We start from the raw sequence: 17,012 nt of genomic DNA, 5'->3' as shown, positions 1-17,012 counted from the left end.
GTTCCCTATAAGGAAGTGCGGCCGCGGAAACTGCGCGCGAGGGTCAGTTTGTCGGCGTATTCCAAATCGCCGCCGACGGGAAGCCCCGAAGCCAATCGGGTTACTTTTATGCCGATCGGCGATAAAAGCTTGTTCACGTACAAGGCGGTCGTATCGCCTTCGATCGTCGGAGGCGTTGCGATAATAACTTCTTCCGTTTCGCCTTGGTGAATGCGCTCGATTAAGGACGCAATGCGAAGCTGTTCGGGACCGATGCCGTCAAGCGGGGCAATCAAGCCGCCCAGTACGTGAAAAAATCCCCGGTATTCGTGCGACGCTTCGATAATATCGATATCCTGCGGCTGTTCGACGACGCACAAAAGCGTTTTGTCGCGCAGCGGATCGGTACATATCGGACAGGGGTCGCTTTCGGTGCATGAACCGCACACCGAACAATAGGTAATGCGGCTGTGCAGGCTCGACAATTGATACGCAAAGCGTTCCAAAAATCCCTGATCGACTTTAAGCAAGTGGTGGACAAGGCGCGTCGCCGTCTTTTTGCCTATGCCCGGCAATCGGGAAAAGCTGTCGGCAAGTTCGTCGATAACCATCATTGCGCGCCCAAAAGTCCGGAAAGGTTTAAGCCGGGAATGTTCATGTTTTGCAGCACGGGACCCATTTTGTCTTTTATAGCCGACTGGACTTTTTCCTGCGCATCGTGCGCTGCCGCTACGATGAGGTCTTGCAGCATTGCAATGTCGCGCGGATCGACGGCCACCGGATCGAGTTGAACCGAAACGATTTGGAACGAACCGTTCATCGAAACCTTTACGATACCGCCGCCGGAACTTCCCGTCGCCGAAACGCTTTTAAGTTCTTCCTGAATTTTTGCCAATTCGCCTTGAATATTTTGAGCGTTTTTTAATAAATCAAAGGGATTCATCTTCGCCGTTATCTCCCTGCAGCACCGCGCTTTGTGTATCGGGCTGCTTTACTTCTATTTTTTCGATTTCGCCTTGGAACGCGTCACGAACCATGCGCACGTGGTCGGGAATCTCTTCGTGTTCCGGCTGTTGTTCCCGCGGCAAAACGAGTTCGACGCTGCATTGCAGTTTTTCGGGCCACAAGCCGGACACGGTTTGACTGAGAAGCGCCAGTTCGCTTTGGAGCTGATTTTGCTCGAACGCGGTTTGCACCGGTATGTGCAGCGTCGAGCCAGACAGCAACCACGTTTGCGTACGCGAAAGAGCCGCGGAAACCGCCGCCTTATGTTTACCGAGGGCTGCGACCGTTTTATCTTTTAAATCTTCAACGCTTTGCGCTTTAACCTGCGCAGCAGGCTGAGCAGGAGCGGCCGACTGAGCCGAAGCGGCGGGCTGCGAAATTGCCGCCGGCTCCTGTGCAAGTGCGGCCGCCTGTGAAACCGCTGCCGGCTGAGCGGCTGCATTTTCCTGTGCGGGAAGGGGTTGTTCCGAAGCCGCGTGAGGCGGATTTTGCGGAAAGCGTCTGAACGAAATTTTGTTTTCACTCGAAGGTACCGAAGCGCGCTCCGACTGATTCGCCGCGGCGGGAGCCGAAACGCCGCCCGAAGCAGCCGACGACGGAGCCGGCTCGAAATCGGCGCCCGTTAAAAGCCGTGCCGCCCTGTCTACGGCTTTTTTTACGTCCTCGTTCGATATGCGCGAAGAAAGCGCGCACAGTTTTTCTATCGCCAATTCAAGTTCGTAGCGCGGATTAAGCGAATAACGCACATCGCGGTACAGCTGCAAAAACAGTGACAGCGCACGCTCCAACTGCGATTCGGTCCACGCGTCCTTAACTTCCCGGGCGTAACGCTCGGGTGCTTGGCCGAGCAGGGCTTCTTTTGTAATACCCGATTTTATAAACAGCAAGGAGCGCAGATAATCGACCATGTTCGAAATACACTGCTCGACGGACACACCGCTTTGCAAAAGCGTATCGGCAAAAAGCAGCGCTTCCTTTGTGTTTTGCGCGGCGCACAGACGGCACAAATCGTTCAACTGTTCTATGCCGGCAATGCCGAGCTTGTCGCGTATTTTTTCGTAAGTTATGCTGCCGCCGCTGAACGCGGCAACCTGATCGAACAGCGTATACGCGTCGCGGAAGCTGCCGGTGGATTCGCGCGCTATCCAATACAGCGCTTCGTCGTCCGCCGTTATGCCCGCTTCCGCGGCAGCCTGCGCAAGCAAGGTTTTTATCTGTTCCATCGAACCGAGCCTGAAGTGGAACTGCTGACAGCGGCTTTTTATCGTCGCCGGCACTTTGTGAAGTTCCGTTGTCGCGAAAATAAAAATAACGTAGGGCGGAGGCTCTTCAATCGTTTTTAAAAGCGCGTTAAAAGCGCTCGTCGAAAGCATATGCACTTCGTCGATTATGTAGATTTTGTATTTTAAAGAATTCGGCGGGAACAGCACTTCGTCTTTTATCTGGCGGACATCGTTGACGCTCGTGTTCGAAGCGCCGTCTATTTCGATGACGTCCATGCATGTCCCTTTTGCAATTTCCGTACAGGCGGAACAAAGTCCGCAGGGCTTTTCGCCGCTTGATGCCTGACAGTTTAAAACCTTTGCCAAAATACGCGCAGCCGAAGTTTTTCCGCAGCCGCGCGGCCCCGAAAAAAGGTAGGCATGGGCGGTTTGACCGCTTTCTATGGAATTTTTAAGCGTCGCCGTAACAAAATCCTGCCCGACCAGTTCTTCAAACCGCTGGGGCCTTTTGCGCGCGGCCGTTACTTCATAAGCCATAGAAAACAGCATACCCGAAAACGCCCGATTCCGCAAGCGCTTGAATTTTCCGTATACAAGAATTCAGCATGAACGGGAACGGCTTATGAGCGAAGCGAATTGCCTGAACGCTTCCTTTTTTTATGCACGATTATAGGAGCGAGCAGTTTTTATCGACATTTCCGTTCATGCGGAAACTCTTACCACCCCAAAATCTCTTTGCGGTGAAAAAGACCCGTCCGATGAAGGTTTTCTTTCAGCGTCAATTCGGGCTGCGATTTTTCTTTTAAGTCTATTAAAAAGCGGTTCATCGAAAAATGCTGATACACGAATACGCTTGCCCGAGCGGAATCTTCAGACGGGCATTCCTTGTAAGCCGCATTCAGTGCGTCGCGGTAGGGCACAAAAAGCCCTTTCGGCCGCAATTCGGCATAGCCTACGAGCCACAGCTCGCATGAACATTGGTTCCGCGCTTCGGCGGAGCTCGAACACAGGGCGCGGTGCAGCATTGCCGTCGCCTCGGCAAACCATATTTGACTTTCAAGGATAATGTCGGCAACCAAAGGCGGCCCTTCTTTTATAAGCAGGGCAAGTTCCTTTGTTTTTGCCGTATGCAGCGGCGTTTTATTTAAAATCAACACGTTTTTGCGGAAGTCGATTCTCAATTCGGGATTTTTGCGGAAAAACCCGTCGGCGATTTTTCCGGACTGACCGACCAGATAGCGGCGGTTGCGCTCAAGTTGCTCGTCTTTTCCGGGGTTGTCGCCGATCAAAATAATTTTTATATCGTCTTCTTTTTTTACGTCGTCGATGCTGCGATTGTACACAATTTGAGTATCGAGCGAATAAGGCGGAACGCCGTCGCGTTCGGCGGCTTTTTTTTGCAGCGCGCGCAGCGCATCGGCTAAACCCGCGCTTTCGATGCGGTATCGCCAATCCGCCGTTTTTTTTGCAAAATCCGCCTTAAATTGCGTAAAAGAGCGCCACTGAGCGTCGGTCATGCTTATTTCAGTTCAAAAACCGCTTTTACCGTAACCGACACTTCCGTATCGCCCGGATTTATCGGCGTACTTTCTTCATAGACGGAGGACTTCAACATTGCCGTGTCAAAGGCCACCGCATTGCGGTAGACCGAATCATTTGCAAACTCTTCGATAAAAATAAGTTTCCCCGTTTTGCGTCCGGCGCTTTCGCTCAGTACTCGCGCGGCATCCTGCGCATGCATAACGGCTTGTTTGCGCGCCTGAGTATACGCTTGGGTCGTATCGTTCGTATAAAAAGATACATTCGAAAGCTGATTCGCTCCGGCTTTGAGGGCCGCGTCGATAACCTTTCCCGTTTCGTTTATATTGCGCACGGTAACGGTCAGGTTGTTGCTTACCTGATATCCCTTTTCTTCCTGTTCGCCCGTCTGCGAATTATAGCGCGATTGCCGGTACACGTTGTAATTGCGCGTCGCCATATCTTCGGCTTTTATGCCGCAGTTTAAAACGGCCTTTGTTACCGCAGCCATAAGTTCGGCATTTTTCGCGGCGGCGGAAGCGGCTTCTCGGTCATCGGTTACGACGGCCAGCGTTATGGATGCCGTATCGGGCTTTGTCGTAACAATACCCGTTCCCGTTACGGTAATGCCGGTTTGTTCCGGTTTTGAAGACGCGTACAGCGCCGCACCTAAAAGAAAAACGGCCGAAACCAAAGCGGCATAAAATTTTCGATTCACATTCATTGTAAAAACCCTCCGAAGTTTCTTCGTGTTTTAATGAAAGACGGTTTTTTATTTTGGCTACACATAAAAAACTGTCTCAAAGAGGCTTTGACCGCGGAGCGCTTTGAGCGTTCCTCTCGGGTGATTTCACCTTAAAAGCTCAACCGCGCGTATGCGGATGAAGCCTCTTTCCGACGACGATTTTTATCGGTAGTCGTATAAAGCCGTTTTTCATATAACTATAACAATTAAGGCCGACCAAGGCTACACGGATTGGCAAAAAACTCATTCGGTAAAAAAAGATGCAATACGGACTATTCCCTTTTTAAGAAAAATATTGTATAATAAATTAACGAAAACACATCCGAGAGGAAAAGGTATGTACGAAATAATCGAAAAAAGGCAGCTTTCTGCCGACGTTTTCTACATGAAAGTAAATGCGCCGGACATTGCCCATAATCGCAGGGCGGGGCAATTTGTGCTGGTACAGATCGATACGGAATTCGCCGAACGGATTCCGCTGACGATTGCCGATGCCGACGCAAAAGAAGGGTGGATTGCCATCGTTTTTCAAACGGTGGGCGCTTCCACGATGAAACTGTCGCGCTTTAATACGGGCGACAAGATCGGCGCCGTATTGGGTCCGCTCGGGAACCCGACGCATATCGAGAAAAAAGGGACGGTTGTCTGTGTCGGCGGCGGTATAGGCGTTGCGCCGCTTCACCCGATAGTACAGGCGCACAAAGCGATAGGAAACCGCGTTATCGTGATTATGGGCGCGCGCACAAAAGATCTGATTATTTTTGAAGATGAAATGCGTGCGCTTGCCGACGAATTGTATCTTATGACCGATGACGGAAGCGCCGGCACCAAAGGACTGGTAACCGAACCGCTGAAAATGCTGTGCTCGAAAGAACCGAAACCTGCCGAAGTCGTCGCAATCGGACCGCCGATTATGATGAAATTCTGCTCGTTTACGGCGAAAGAATTCAACGTGCCGATAACGGTTTCTCTGAACACGATTATGATCGACGGAACAGGCATGTGCGGCGGCTGCCGCGTTCACATCGGCAACGAAACGAAATTCGTCTGCGTAGACGGTCCCGAATTCGACGGTCACTTAGTCGATTGGGACAATATGATGCTCCGTATGAAGGCGTTCAAACCGCGCGAGCTTGAACAAATCCACAAATGCAAATTGGACGCCGCTGCAAGCGCAGCGAAAGGAGGCAACGCATGAGCGCATACGTAGACGCAAAAACATTGCAGCAAAACGCCGAAAAAGAATATACGGTTTTGGAAGAAAAACTGAAGGCGGCACCTTTAACAACAAAGGAACGCACTTCGCTGCCTCAACAGGAAATGCCCTGCCGCGAACCGCATGAACGCGCAAAGCAAATGGAAGAAGTCGCGCTCGGCTACACCAAAGAACAGGCGATAATCGAAGCAAACCGCTGTCTGCAGTGCAAAAACCAGCCCTGCGTTGCCGGCTGTCCGGTCAATATTCCCATTCCGCAATTTTTGGCCGAAACGGCGAAAGGCGAGTTTAAAAAAGCCGTCGACATTATAAAAACGACAAACCTGCTGCCGGCAATATGCGGACGGGTATGCCCCCAGGAAAAGCAGTGCCAAGCGCAGTGTACGGTCGGAAAGATTTTTAAAGACGTTGAGCGCTCGGTTTCGATCGGCCGTTTGGAGCGTTTTGTCGCCGACTTTGAGCGGGAAAACAATTTGCAAACGCCGCCCGCGCCGGCTGCCGATACGGGCAAAAAGGTTGCCGTGGTCGGTTCTGGACCTGCCGGATTAACCGTTGCGGCCGACGTGCGCCGCGCGGGGCACCGCGTTACCGTTTTTGAAGCCTTCCATAAAGAAGGCGGCGTTATGGTGTACGGTATTCCCGAATTCCGTTTGCCCAAATCCATCGTCGCTGCGGAAGTCGCCATGCTCGAAAAAATGGGTGTGGAATTCCGCACGAACTTTTTGGTCGGACGCACGGGAACCCTGCCCCAGCTTTTAAAAGAACAGGGCTTTGACGCCGCCTTTGTCGGAACCGGAGCGGGCTTGCCTAAATTCATGAATATTCCCGGCGAAAACCTCATCGGCGTATTCAGCGCGAACGAATACCTTACGCGCGCAAACCTTATGAAAGCCTATGACACCGCCCATGCCGCCACGCCCCTGTACGAAGCAAAACAAGTGTGCGTTGCCGGCGGCGGAAACGTTGCAATGGATGCGGCGCGCATGGCACTCAGGCTCGGTGCCGAAAAGGTGTCGATTATTTACCGGCGCACGCGGAACGAAATGCCCGCCCGCCGCGAAGAAGTCGCCCACGCCGAAGAAGAAGGCGTTATTTTCCGCTTTTTGGAAAATCCCGTGGAAGCACTCGGCGACGAAGAAGGCCGCATAAAGGCGCTGCGTTTGCTCTCTTACGAACTGGGCGAACCGGACGCATCGGGAAGACGAAGCCCCGTCGCCATAAAGGGAAGCGAGCACGAAATTCCCTGCGACGCGCTGATTGTCGCTTTGGGCAACGGATCGAATCCGCTCATGGAAAAAACGACGCCCGGTCTTGAAGCCGATGCCAAAGGCCACATCAAAACGGACGAGGAAGGCAAAACGTCCTATCCTGCCGTATGGGCCGGAGGAGATATCGTATTGGGAGCGGCGACCGTCATCCTCGCGATGGGCGAAGGCCGCAAAGCGGCGGCAAGCATAAACCGCTATTTGGCTTCGTTGTGAAAATTCTTATCATGGGCGGAAGCGGCACCATTAGCACGGCCCTTACCGCCCGTTTAGCCCTGACATCGCAGGCGGACGTATTCGTCGTAAATCGAGGTAATAAAAATGCCGAAATCGACACCGCCTGCGAACGTGAGGCCGTTCTTTTAAACCTTTCCGTAAAAAAGCCCGTTTATATACAAGCCGACTGCAAAGACGAAGCGCGCATGAACGCCGTCGTTGCCGATTTGCTTAAAAAAGACGAACGCTTCGATGCGGTTATCGATTTTATCGCATTCACCCAAGATGACGCCGCGCGCGACAAACGCGTGTTTTCGGGAAAAACGAAGCAATACATTTTTATAAGCTCGGCTTCGGCCTACTGTAAACCGCTCAACGATTACCGTATAACGGAAAGCACGCCGCTCGCAAATCCTTTTTGGCGGTATTCGCGCGACAAAATCGCCTGCGAAAACCTGCTCACGGACGCTTTCCGCAGCGAGGGCTTTCCCGTTACGATTATCCGTCCGAGCCATACCTACTGCGAACGTTCCGTTCCGCTCGGCCTGCACGGAAAAGAAGGCAGCTGGCAAGTCGTGCGCCGCATGCTCGACGGTAAAAGCGTCATCATTCACGGCGACGGTACTTCTTTGTGGACAATGACGCACAGCAGGGACTTTGCCCGCGCACTGTGCGCCCTGGTGTGCAATGCGCGCGCCGTAGGTGAAACCGTGCAGATTACGGGCGATGAAAGCCTTACGTGGAATCAAATATACGGCTTTATTGTCGGCGCGGCCGGCGTCCCCTTACGTGCGGTTCACATTTCTTCCGATTTTTTAATCAAAGCGGGCGCACTCGCGCTGACGCAAAGTGGCGCGTACGATTTTAACGGCACACTGCTCGGCGACAAAGCGCATTCGGTCGTTTTCGACAACGCAAAACTCAAGCGCTTGACAAACGGCTTTTGCTCGCAAATCCGCTTCGAAGACGGCGTGCGCGAAACGATACATCATATTTTAAAACATCCCGAGCTGCAGCGCCTCGACCCCGAATTCGACGCATGGTGCGACAAGGTCATAGCAGCGCAGAAAAAAGCCCTCGACTTTTTGAAAAACTGATTTCCTCGTTATCCTTACCGCGCCGCGGCCGCTCGTATGCGTTTTCTGATCTCCTGTGCAAATGCGGCACGCTGGTCCTTTGTCGTAAGCGCAGCTTGAGCCGCGTCGGGAACCATGGCGTCGGCGGCGCACACATATGAAAGGGCAAGGGCGGCGGGCAAAGAACTTTCGGCATTCGGATTGACGGGCACCAGCATTGCGCTTTGCGCGAGTTTTGTCTGCGAAATCGACGATACCGATTCGCGTATAAGAGCGCGCACCGAATCCAGTTTTTTGCGCGCTTGCGCCGCGCTTTGCAAAGCCGATTTGGGAACCGAAAATTGCAGCGCCGCAACCGTCCGGACAATCGCGGTGCGTTTCGACGAAGCCGCTCTGCCGGGCATATACCACAAAGTATAATCGTCGGCGATTTTTTCGTTCAAAGTGCCGTAAAAAGACCATGGCGCAAAAACAATCAGCGCGGAAGACGCTTCCATCGCGGCCGCCGTTTCCCTACTCGTCAGTTCAAGCCATTTCGAAGACAAAAATCCGCGTTTTTGCCAATCGGCAAGACGCTCGACCGCGGCATTCACCGGTTCAAACGAAAAAAAAGCGGAAAAATCGTTTTGCCCGTCCAACAGCGCAACGGCTTCTTCGAGCGCGTCGGCACTTTCGGCGGCTTCAAGTACGGACGAAAAAAATGCTATCAGATGGTTGTCGTCGGCGCCCGCACACATAAAAGGAGCGGGCGAAGTTCCCCTTCCCCTTTCGGAAAGCGAAAGGCGGCGCTCAGCCGCGTTTTCAAGCTGCTCGAACGACAGCGGCTCCGACATATTCAGGCGGGCAAAAGAATCTTTACGGCACAAAAGCGCGAACGGATCGAGTAAAACGGGCGTACCGATTAAGCGTCTGTCGGTTTGCACGGCAATGCGGACGGGAAGCGGAAGAATCTGCAAGGCCGCCGTTTCGGCATTGCGCACAATCGGCTGCATCGAATCCATATTCGCCCCGTCGCAGATAAAAAGCATATCGTACTGCGATGAGCCGGAAATCAAAGCGCTCAGCGGTTTAGAAGCATCGAAAACGGCTGCTTTATAGCCGATGCCTTTTTTGTCCAGCCACGAACAAATCGCGGCGACCTCGGTTTTGTTCAAATCGTAAAACGCGACCCGAACCGTGTTCGTCTTTAAACTGAAGTGCGCATAGAGCGCGCTTAAAGCGGCGAGGACTGCGATCACGATTACCGTAACCGCAGCATTTTTCGACTTTTTCATGCCGTTATTATACCACAAAAACACCGGCAATAAAATAGAATAGACAATAAGCTTACAAATTCTTATACTCAAACATATGAAAACAATTCTTTGTTACGGCGATTCAAATACATGGGGCTATAATGCCGTTTCGGGAGGCCGCTTTGCCTACGAGATTCGCTGGACAACCCGTGTAGCCGAATTTTTAGGAAAAGATTACAGAATTATCGACGAAGGCTTATGCGGCAGAACGACATCGTTCGACGACCCGCTGACATACGGTTTGAACGGGTTAAGTACGCTCGAACCGATTATAAAAAGCCATAGCCCGCTGGACCTTTTGGTCGTCATGCTCGGTACAAACGACTGCAAAGGATATTTCGGTGCAACGGCACGAAATATTATGGAAGGCTTGCGTCGCCTTGTACTGCAGGCGCGTTTTTTAGATGTCAAAAAGATTCTTATCATTACACCCATAAACATCGACCCGCGAATATACGGAACGGAAGAAGGGCACGTGATGGGAAAAGAATGCAGCGAAAAATCGATGCTGCTGAACGATTATTATAAAAGACTCGCCGCCGAACTTAACCTGCACCATATAGACGCAAACGAATCCGCTTCGGTAAACACGGTCGATTTTATGCACTTCGACGAGCAAAGTCAGGAACGCTTCGCGCGCGTTTTATGTGAAAAGATTAAAACGATTGTGTAGTCTGTTCCGCCGCCCGCTACAGGCGGCGGAATGCGCGGCCGCAGTCCGGTTCAGTTTTTATTTTTTAAAATATCGCGGATTTCTTCCAAAAGAACCACGTCGGCGCTCTTTGCAGGCGGCGCTTCCGTCTTTTCTTCTTTTTTCTTAAAGCGCTCGAAGATTCTGACAACGATAAAAATACAAATCGCGACGATTAAAAAATCGACGATGGTTTGAATAAACTTGCCGTACGCGATAACCGCTTCGCCGATCGTTACGCTTAAATTCGTAAAGTCGATACCGCCGATCAATAACCCGATTGCCGGCATAATAACGTCGTTGACAAGGCTCGAAATGATTTTGCCGAACGCACCGCCGATTATAACACCGACCGCCATATCGACGACATTGCCGCGCGAAATGAATTTTTTAAAAGCGGTCGCTTCCTTTGATGCCGCGGCAAAACCGCCCTTTAAGCTGAATTTACCTTCGGAATTGTTTTCACTCATAGGTTCCTCCATAAAAAACCTTTTGCTTTATACGGCCAGCATATGCTTTGCCACGCCTTTTGTCAATTGAAGAACGCGAATACGCTAAATACTGTACGTTTTTCCGTATTTGACTATTTCCGTGTCTTTGTAGCCCTTCCCGTTCAAATAAGATGCAAACGATTCCTGAACGCCCTTTTCGCCGTGCACCAAAAAAATCTTTTTAAGGCGCGACGTATCGATACTGTCCAGCCATTGGGCGCATTCGGCGTAATCGGCGTGGGCGCTGAACGCGTTTATGCGACGCACCTCGGCATTCACTTTATAAAAATCACCCATAATCCGCACCTCTTTTTGACCGTCGGCAATGCGCCTGCCCAGCGTATTTTCGGCCATGTAGCCGACAATCAAAATCGTGTTTTCCGACTGCGAAATATTGTTCGCCACATGGTGTACAATCCTCCCCGATTCGCACATTCCGTCGGCGCTGATAATAATCATCGGCCCCTTTTTTTTATTCAGCGCCTTCGATTCTTCCACGCTTGCAATAAACGACAACGCGTTAAAGCCGAACGGATTTTTGTGGTGCGTTAAAAACGCTTCAAAGGTTTGCAAATCGTAACATTCCGGATGAACTTGAAAAATTCCGGTCGCACTCGTCGCCATCGGAGAATCGACGTAAATCGGCACTTCGGGAATGCGCTTTTTGTCGACAAGCAAATGAAGATAATAGACCAGCTCCTGCGTGCGCTCTATCGCAAAGGCTGGAATAATCACCTTGCCCTTCAAGGCGACCGCCCTGCGCACAACCTGCTCCAATTCATCCATCGCCGTATCAGAATCCTCGTGCCGGCGGTTACCGTAGGTGCTTTCCAAAAAAAGATAATCGACTGCGGGAATGTCCGTGTCCGGATCGCGTATAATCGCCTTGTTTTTGCGCCCCAAGTCTCCCGTGTACGCAATGCGGATTTCCCCGTCTTCCGCCCCGCCTTTGTAAAGCGCGCCTCCGCTTTTGCGCGCAATCGTAACGACCGCCATCGCCGAGCCCAAAATATGCCCCGCGTCAAAAAACTCAAGTCGAACGTCGCTTGCAATATGCATTTTGCGCCGGTACGAAAGCGCGACAAACTGATCCGCCGCGCGCACTACATCCTTTTCGCCGAACAAGGGCTGCCACGTAAAGCGCTCTTTTTTCTTTTGCGCCTGCTTGCGCAAATAGTCGGCATCCCGCGCCTGAATGCGCGCACTGTCCATCATAATAAGGCTTGCCAAATCGCGCGTAGCCGGCGTCGAATAAATGTTTCCGGTAAAACCTTTTTTTACCAACAGCGGCAAAAGCCCGCAATGATCGAGATGCGCGTGAGTCAAAATAACGGCTTCGATCCTGTCCGCCGGAACCTGAAAGTCGCGGTTTTTCGCGTCCGCCTCTTTTCGTTTGCCCTGAAAAGCCCCGCAATCGACCATAAACGCGCGCCCGTCGATTTCAAAAATATGCTTCGAACCGGTAACCTCTTGCGCGGCTCCCAGCGAATACAGCGAAATACCCATGGCCCCATATTAGCAACAACGCTTCGTTTGCACAAGGCGCACGCAGAGCATGCCCTCAGAGCAACGAAAATGCAGGGAATTCGGCGGCAAAACCTTGCCCCGACCGGCTTTCCGCGGCTTGCCCTCACGGCCGGTCGGCGCGGGGTAGCCGGAGCCGCACACGCGGGATTCGCAATCAAGCCTTCCCGCGCCGACGGCATTCGCCCCGCTCCAATCCGGGCCGGAACTTCAAAAGAAAATCACAAAATATAAAATTTTATGTATAAAAAATGATTGACACGAATAACTGCGAGTGCTATGCTGAATCCGTTAAAACCGACACATGCCGGAAAATGTAAAACCTATTGCAAGGAGAAAAACATGAGCATTAAAAAGGTTGTTGTAGCGGGCGGCGGCGTTTTGGGAAGCCAAATCGCATTTCAAGCGGCATTCAAAGGATTCGACGTTACGATATGGCTGCGTTCCGACGCATCTATCGGCCGTTCTCAGCCGAAAATCGATCGGCTGCACAATATCTATCTTGCGGAATTTAAAGACATAAAAACAAAACTCGGCACAAAGGGCGCAGCCTTCCCCCGCGGCCTTATCGATGATCCCGAACACATAAGCGCCGAAAAAATCGCCGAACTCGAAGCAAAAACCGAAGCGGCGTATAAAAACCTCAAACTCACAACCGACCTTGTCGCCGCGGCCAAGGATGCCGACATCGTCATCGAAAGCATGGCCGAAAATCCTCAAGCGAAAAAAGAATTTTACGACGCGCTTTCGGCCGTCCTTGAAGACAAAACCATCGTCGCGACAAACTCGTCTTCGATGGTACCGAGTATGTTCCGCGATCACGTCAAAAATCCGAAACGCTATTTGGCCATCCACTTTGCAAACAACATCTGGCGCAACAACATGACCGAAATTATGGGACACGACGGAACCGATCCTGCCGCATTCGACGCGGTCGTCGCTTTTGCCAAAGACATCGGCATGATACCGCTCAAAGTTTTAAAAGAACAGCCCGGCTATCTTCTCAATTCCATGCTCATACCGTTTTTAACGGCCGGCGAAGCACTGCTTGCAAACGAAGTCGGAGACGCAAAAACCATCGACTTGGCATGGAGGCTCGGCACGGGAAGCCCGCTCGGTCCCTTCCAAATCCTCGACATCGTCGGTTTGGAAACGGCATACAACATTACGATGAACCGCCCCGACGCATCCGATCCTGCGTCGCTCCACGGCCGCATCGCGAAAATTCTCAAGGGTTACATCGACCAAGGCAAAACGGGCATAAACGCGGGCGAAGGTTTTTACAAATACAAATAAAACTCCCGTAGGCGCGGCCGGTCGACACCGGGTGGGCTCGCAACCGAGTTCGATTGCGAGCCCACCCGCGCGTCCCCATGGGCATTTATGCACACACAAATCTTAAATATTTTTCACTTCTTCTTTTGAAAGACCCGTTGCCTGTGCAATGTTTTCAATCGACAACCCTAAACCGCGTAAATTCTTGGCCGTTTCGAGCTTTGCATGGCGCGAACCGTCGGCGAACGCCGTTTCACGTTCTTCTTCCCGTTGAACTGCAATATCGGTATCGTAATCATATTCGGCTATCAACATGTTCATAACCTCCCGTGACTTTCGCTCCAAATAATTCCGTAAAATATCGTTTTGTATACACTCTTTAATCGCATTCTTAAAGCCGTTTTCTCTGTCGAGCTTGGTATGCCGGCGCACCGCTTCAACAAACAGCGTGTATTCCTGAAGCGGTTTACAAGCTGCCAACAGTTTACTATCTTTATTGTAATTGATGTTCAGCACTTTTACAAGCAATTCCAAGCACGGTTTTGCGGATTTTACCGCGAACGCATCAGAGAGCTTGAGTTCCGCCTGTACCGGGTATTTTTCTTCACCGTTGTAAAAGACATAGAACTCAGGTGTCGGAATCTGTTTGAGTTTACGCAAATAGCGGTCGCGCGGATTTTGGATTTGCTCATACAGACGGGCGCTATATTCCAAAAACCGTACCGGCATGTTATCGTTGATGGTTGACTGGTGTTCGGCCAGCACGATGATTTTGTTGTCGATAAGACAGGACACATCGTTACAAAAACTCATGTACATGACGTGCTCAAGTCGCAGCGGTTTGAGTTCGGTCGAGCTGTCTAAATGTGTACCGTGCAGAGCGTTGTACAGGGACAAAAAATTTTCTTTTGCGTCTTTGTCCTCGCCGAATATATCGACGAACACGGAATCCTTATAGCGGCGGTTATGTTTTGCCATAATGCACCTCCACTCTTTATTATAGGCGCAGAGAATAAAAAAAGTGTAAAAAAACAGTTGCGGGAGAAAGCCTCGCGGCATTTACATTTTCAGGCGTTTGCCGTAAAATAGCGCTCTATGGAATTTACGCAGGAATTTATCGACTCTCTTTCGGCAAACGAAGACGCCGTTACAAAACACGTCGCCGACGAATTGAACATACGACCGCAGCAAGTGCAGGCGGTCGTTTCGCTTATAAACGAAGGCTGTACCGTGCCTTTTATTTCGCGCTACCGTAAAGAAAAACACGGCTCTTTGGACGAAGTGCAAGTGCGCGACTGCGACCATCTTTTTAAAAGCCGCATGAATTTGGAAAACCGCCGCATCGAAATTATCCGCGGCATTTTTGCCCAGGGAAAACTGACCGACTTTTTATACGAAGCGGTAACGGCGGCAAAAACGCTCACCGAACTTGAAGATTTATGGGCGCCCTTCAAAAAGAAAAAGAAAACGCGCGGCATGCTCGCCGCCGAACGCGGGCTTGAACCCTTGGCCGAAGCGATGACGCAACTCGACGAAGCGGCAATAGAAAAAAAAGCCGAAGAATTCGTAAACACCGATGCGGAAAACGAAGAGCTTCGCGTGCCTGACGTTCAAGCCGCCCTTGCGGGAGCGCAGGACATTATTGCGGAGCGTACGGCGCAGGACGGAAGCAACCGTGCGGCCGTGCTCGACTTTTACGTAAAAAGCGGCACAATACGCGTAAAAGGAATCGGCGACGACGAAGCGAAAAAAACGTCGGTGTATCAAATGTATTGGGATTATTCCGAGCCGCTCAACCAAATAAAGCCGCACCGCATTTTGGCGGTAAACCGCGGCGAGCGGGAAGGCGTGCTCGAAGTAACGGTCGATGTGGATATCGACGGGGCTTCCGACCTCTTAAAAAGGCGTACAACGATCCATAACACCTATCACGCCCAGGCGATTGAAGACGGCCTTGCCCGCCTCTTATCGCCCGCCGTCGTGCGCGAAATACGCGGCAACCAAAGCGACGAAGCGGACGATCACGGCATAGGCATATTCAGCGAAAACTTAAAAAACCTTTTAATGACTCAGCCCATAAAGGGTACGCGCGTTTTGGGCGTCGATCCGGGCATACGCACGGGAACCAAGTGCGCCGCCCTCGACGAAACGGGCAAATACTTGGGCAACTTTGTCATTTATCAGCACAAGGCCGATGAAGCCTATGCGGCCTTGCGCAAAGCCGTTAAAGATTACGGCGTTCAGCTTGTCGCCGTCGGGAACGGAACGGGCACAAAAGAAGTGCAGGAAATCGTTTCAAAGGTTCTCACGGAAAATTTTCCCGACGTTTTATACACGGTCGTTGACGAAGACGGCGCTTCGGTATATTCGGCAAGCGATACCGCCCGAGAAGAGTTCCCCGACTTGGATTTAACGATCCGCGGCGCCATTTCGATCGGGCGGCGGCTGCAGGATCCGCTTGCGGAACTCGTAAAAATCGACCCGAAATCGATCGGCGTCGGCTTGTACCAGCACGATTTAAATCAAAAGAAATTATCGGACATGCTCGATGAGGTCGTCGGTTCGGTCGTAAACAACGTCGGCGTCAATTTGAATACGGCGTCGGCTTCTCTTTTAAAATACGTGTCGGGCATAAGCGCATCGGTTGCAAAGCGCATTGTCGCCTACCGCGACGAAAAGGGAAAAATCACCAGCCGAAGCGAACTGCAAAACGTATCGGGCTTGGGACCGAAAGCCTACGAGCAGTGCGCGGGCTTTTTGAAAATCCCCGAAAGCGCGGAACCCTTGGACAACACGTGGGTGCATCCGGAAAACTACGAAGGTGCCCGCGTTATCTTCGATTTAATCCGGCGAAACGAAAACGTAACTGCCGACGTAAAAAAGAATTTACAGGATACCTACGGATTGGGCGAGCAAACGGTGCAGGATATTGTTGATGAATTGAAAAAGCCGAACCGCGATCCGCGCGACGGATACCCGAAACCCATTATGCAAAAGGGCGTCGTCTGCTTTGAAGATTTAAAAGAAGGCATGAAGGTTACGGGCAAGATAAAAAACGTCGTAGACTTCGGCGCCTTTGTAGACCTCGGCATTAAAGAAACGGCGCTTTTGCATATTTCCGAATTAAGCGATTCGTATGTATCCGACCCGATGGAAGTTGTGCGTGTCGGCGACATAAAAGAATGCACGATTATCGGCCTCGACACGGACCGGCGCCGCATCAGCCTGTCTTTAAAAAGCTCGCCCGTGCTGCATTCGGCGGCGCAAAATGCCAAAGGTTCCCCTGCCGGCGAAAATGCCGCCGCAGGCGCGAGCTCTTCCGGCTCGTCTTTTTCTTCCGGTACAAAACGGGCGGCCGTCAGAGTTGTGCGGAACGCAAACGGACATACGGCACCGCGCGAGCCTTCACGCCGCGAAAACTCGTATTCGGGACGCGGCAATGACGACGGCATGACCTACAGTCCCTTTGCGGCATTGTTAAAAAAATAAAACC

General features: G+C 51.6%; 15 protein-coding genes. 6 read left to right on the top strand and 9 right to left on the bottom strand.

Translation table 11 applies throughout. The annotated features are described in order from the left end of the window. Window positions 1–5: 5 nt before the first annotated feature. The 5 genes from recR to HMPREF9194_RS00640 all read right to left on the bottom strand — a co-directional run bounded on the left by recR (window position 6) and on the right by HMPREF9194_RS00640 (window position 4,449). Complete coding sequence (gene recR, locus HMPREF9194_RS00660; protein WP_016524435.1) at window positions 6–593, bottom strand: recombination mediator RecR; 588 nt, start codon at window positions 591–593, stop codon at window positions 6–8. Continuing rightward, window positions 590–922, bottom strand: coding sequence for a YbaB/EbfC family nucleoid-associated protein (locus HMPREF9194_RS00655; RefSeq protein ID WP_016524434.1), 333 nt, complete (start codon window positions 920–922; stop codon window positions 590–592). Before HMPREF9194_RS00655 ends, recR begins: the two co-directional genes overlap by 4 nt. Continuing rightward, window positions 909–2,744 carry a DNA polymerase III subunit gamma/tau gene (dnaX, locus tag HMPREF9194_RS00650; RefSeq protein WP_040846411.1) on the bottom strand — a complete coding sequence of 612 codons (1,836 nt, stop codon included), beginning with the start codon at window positions 2,742–2,744 and terminating at the stop codon, window positions 909–911. The genes HMPREF9194_RS00655 and dnaX overlap by 14 nt, the downstream gene beginning before the upstream one ends. A gap of 179 nt (window positions 2,745–2,923) precedes the next feature. Beyond that, window positions 2,924–3,724, bottom strand: coding sequence for a hypothetical protein (locus HMPREF9194_RS00645; protein WP_016524432.1), 801 nt, complete (start codon window positions 3,722–3,724; stop codon window positions 2,924–2,926). A gap of 2 nt (window positions 3,725–3,726) precedes the next feature. Beyond that, window positions 3,727–4,449: an SIMPL domain-containing protein gene (locus HMPREF9194_RS00640; RefSeq protein WP_016524431.1), complete on the bottom strand. Its 723-nt coding sequence runs from the start codon at window positions 4,447–4,449 to the stop codon at window positions 3,727–3,729. A 358-nt stretch (window positions 4,450–4,807) separates the two neighbouring features. On the opposite strand from HMPREF9194_RS00640, the gene HMPREF9194_RS00635 reads away from it, so the two are divergent. The 3 genes from HMPREF9194_RS00635 to HMPREF9194_RS00625 are packed head-to-tail and all read left to right on the top strand — an operon-like array spanning window position 4,808 to window position 8,264. Continuing rightward, window positions 4,808–5,668, top strand: coding sequence for a sulfide/dihydroorotate dehydrogenase-like FAD/NAD-binding protein (locus HMPREF9194_RS00635; RefSeq protein WP_016524430.1), 861 nt, complete (start codon window positions 4,808–4,810; stop codon window positions 5,666–5,668). Next, window positions 5,665–7,167 carry an NADPH-dependent glutamate synthase gene (gltA, locus tag HMPREF9194_RS00630; RefSeq protein WP_016524429.1) on the top strand — a complete coding sequence of 501 codons (1,503 nt, stop codon included), beginning with the start codon at window positions 5,665–5,667 and terminating at the stop codon, window positions 7,165–7,167. Before HMPREF9194_RS00635 ends, gltA begins: the two co-directional genes overlap by 4 nt. Then, the gene (locus HMPREF9194_RS00625) at window positions 7,164–8,264 is read left to right on the top strand and encodes an NAD-dependent epimerase/dehydratase family protein (RefSeq protein WP_040846095.1); all 1,101 of its coding nucleotides are present in this window, start codon (window positions 7,164–7,166) and stop codon (window positions 8,262–8,264) included. Before gltA ends, HMPREF9194_RS00625 begins: the two co-directional genes overlap by 4 nt. A 14-nt stretch (window positions 8,265–8,278) precedes the next feature. Here the strand turns inward: HMPREF9194_RS00625 and HMPREF9194_RS00620 are convergent, their stop codons facing one another. Further along, on the bottom strand, window positions 8,279–9,517 hold the full coding sequence (locus HMPREF9194_RS00620; protein ID WP_016524427.1) for a hypothetical protein: 1,239 nt from the start codon (window positions 9,515–9,517) through the stop codon (window positions 8,279–8,281). 76 nt (window positions 9,518–9,593) lie between these two features. Between HMPREF9194_RS00620 and HMPREF9194_RS00615 the strand changes: the two genes are divergently transcribed. Further along, window positions 9,594–10,211, top strand: coding sequence for an SGNH/GDSL hydrolase family protein (locus HMPREF9194_RS00615; protein ID WP_016524426.1), 618 nt, complete (start codon window positions 9,594–9,596; stop codon window positions 10,209–10,211). Between the two features lie 50 nt (window positions 10,212–10,261). Here the strand turns inward: HMPREF9194_RS00615 and mscL are convergent, their stop codons facing one another. After that, window positions 10,262–10,699 carry a large-conductance mechanosensitive channel protein MscL gene (mscL, locus tag HMPREF9194_RS00610; protein ID WP_016524425.1) on the bottom strand — a complete coding sequence of 146 codons (438 nt, stop codon included), beginning with the start codon at window positions 10,697–10,699 and terminating at the stop codon, window positions 10,262–10,264. Between the two features lie 84 nt (window positions 10,700–10,783). After that, window positions 10,784–12,226: an MBL fold metallo-hydrolase RNA specificity domain-containing protein gene (locus tag HMPREF9194_RS00605; RefSeq protein ID WP_016524424.1), complete on the bottom strand. Its 1,443-nt coding sequence runs from the start codon at window positions 12,224–12,226 to the stop codon at window positions 10,784–10,786. 360 nt (window positions 12,227–12,586) lie between these two features. Here HMPREF9194_RS00605 and HMPREF9194_RS00595 point away from each other — a divergent pair, with 360 nt between their 5' ends. Then, window positions 12,587–13,540, top strand: a complete 954-nt coding sequence (locus tag HMPREF9194_RS00595; protein WP_016524423.1) for a 3-hydroxyacyl-CoA dehydrogenase — start codon at window positions 12,587–12,589, stop codon at window positions 13,538–13,540. Between the two features lie 102 nt (window positions 13,541–13,642). Here HMPREF9194_RS00595 and HMPREF9194_RS00590 read toward each other — a convergent pair whose 3' ends face one another. Next, complete coding sequence (locus HMPREF9194_RS00590) at window positions 13,643–14,497, bottom strand: Rpn family recombination-promoting nuclease/putative transposase (RefSeq protein WP_016524422.1); 855 nt, start codon at window positions 14,495–14,497, stop codon at window positions 13,643–13,645. A gap of 117 nt (window positions 14,498–14,614) precedes the next feature. Here HMPREF9194_RS00590 and HMPREF9194_RS00585 point away from each other — a divergent pair, with 117 nt between their 5' ends. Beyond that, complete coding sequence (locus HMPREF9194_RS00585; protein ID WP_016524421.1) at window positions 14,615–17,008, top strand: helix-hairpin-helix domain-containing protein; 2,394 nt, start codon at window positions 14,615–14,617, stop codon at window positions 17,006–17,008. Window positions 17,009–17,012: the final 4 nt, after the last annotated feature.

The sequence above is a fragment of the Treponema maltophilum ATCC 51939 genome (genome assembly GCF_000413055.1).
Lineage (GTDB): Bacteria > Spirochaetota > Spirochaetia > Treponematales > Treponemataceae > Treponema_C > Treponema_C maltophilum.
This window is presented reverse-complemented; position numbering and strand designations above follow the sequence as displayed.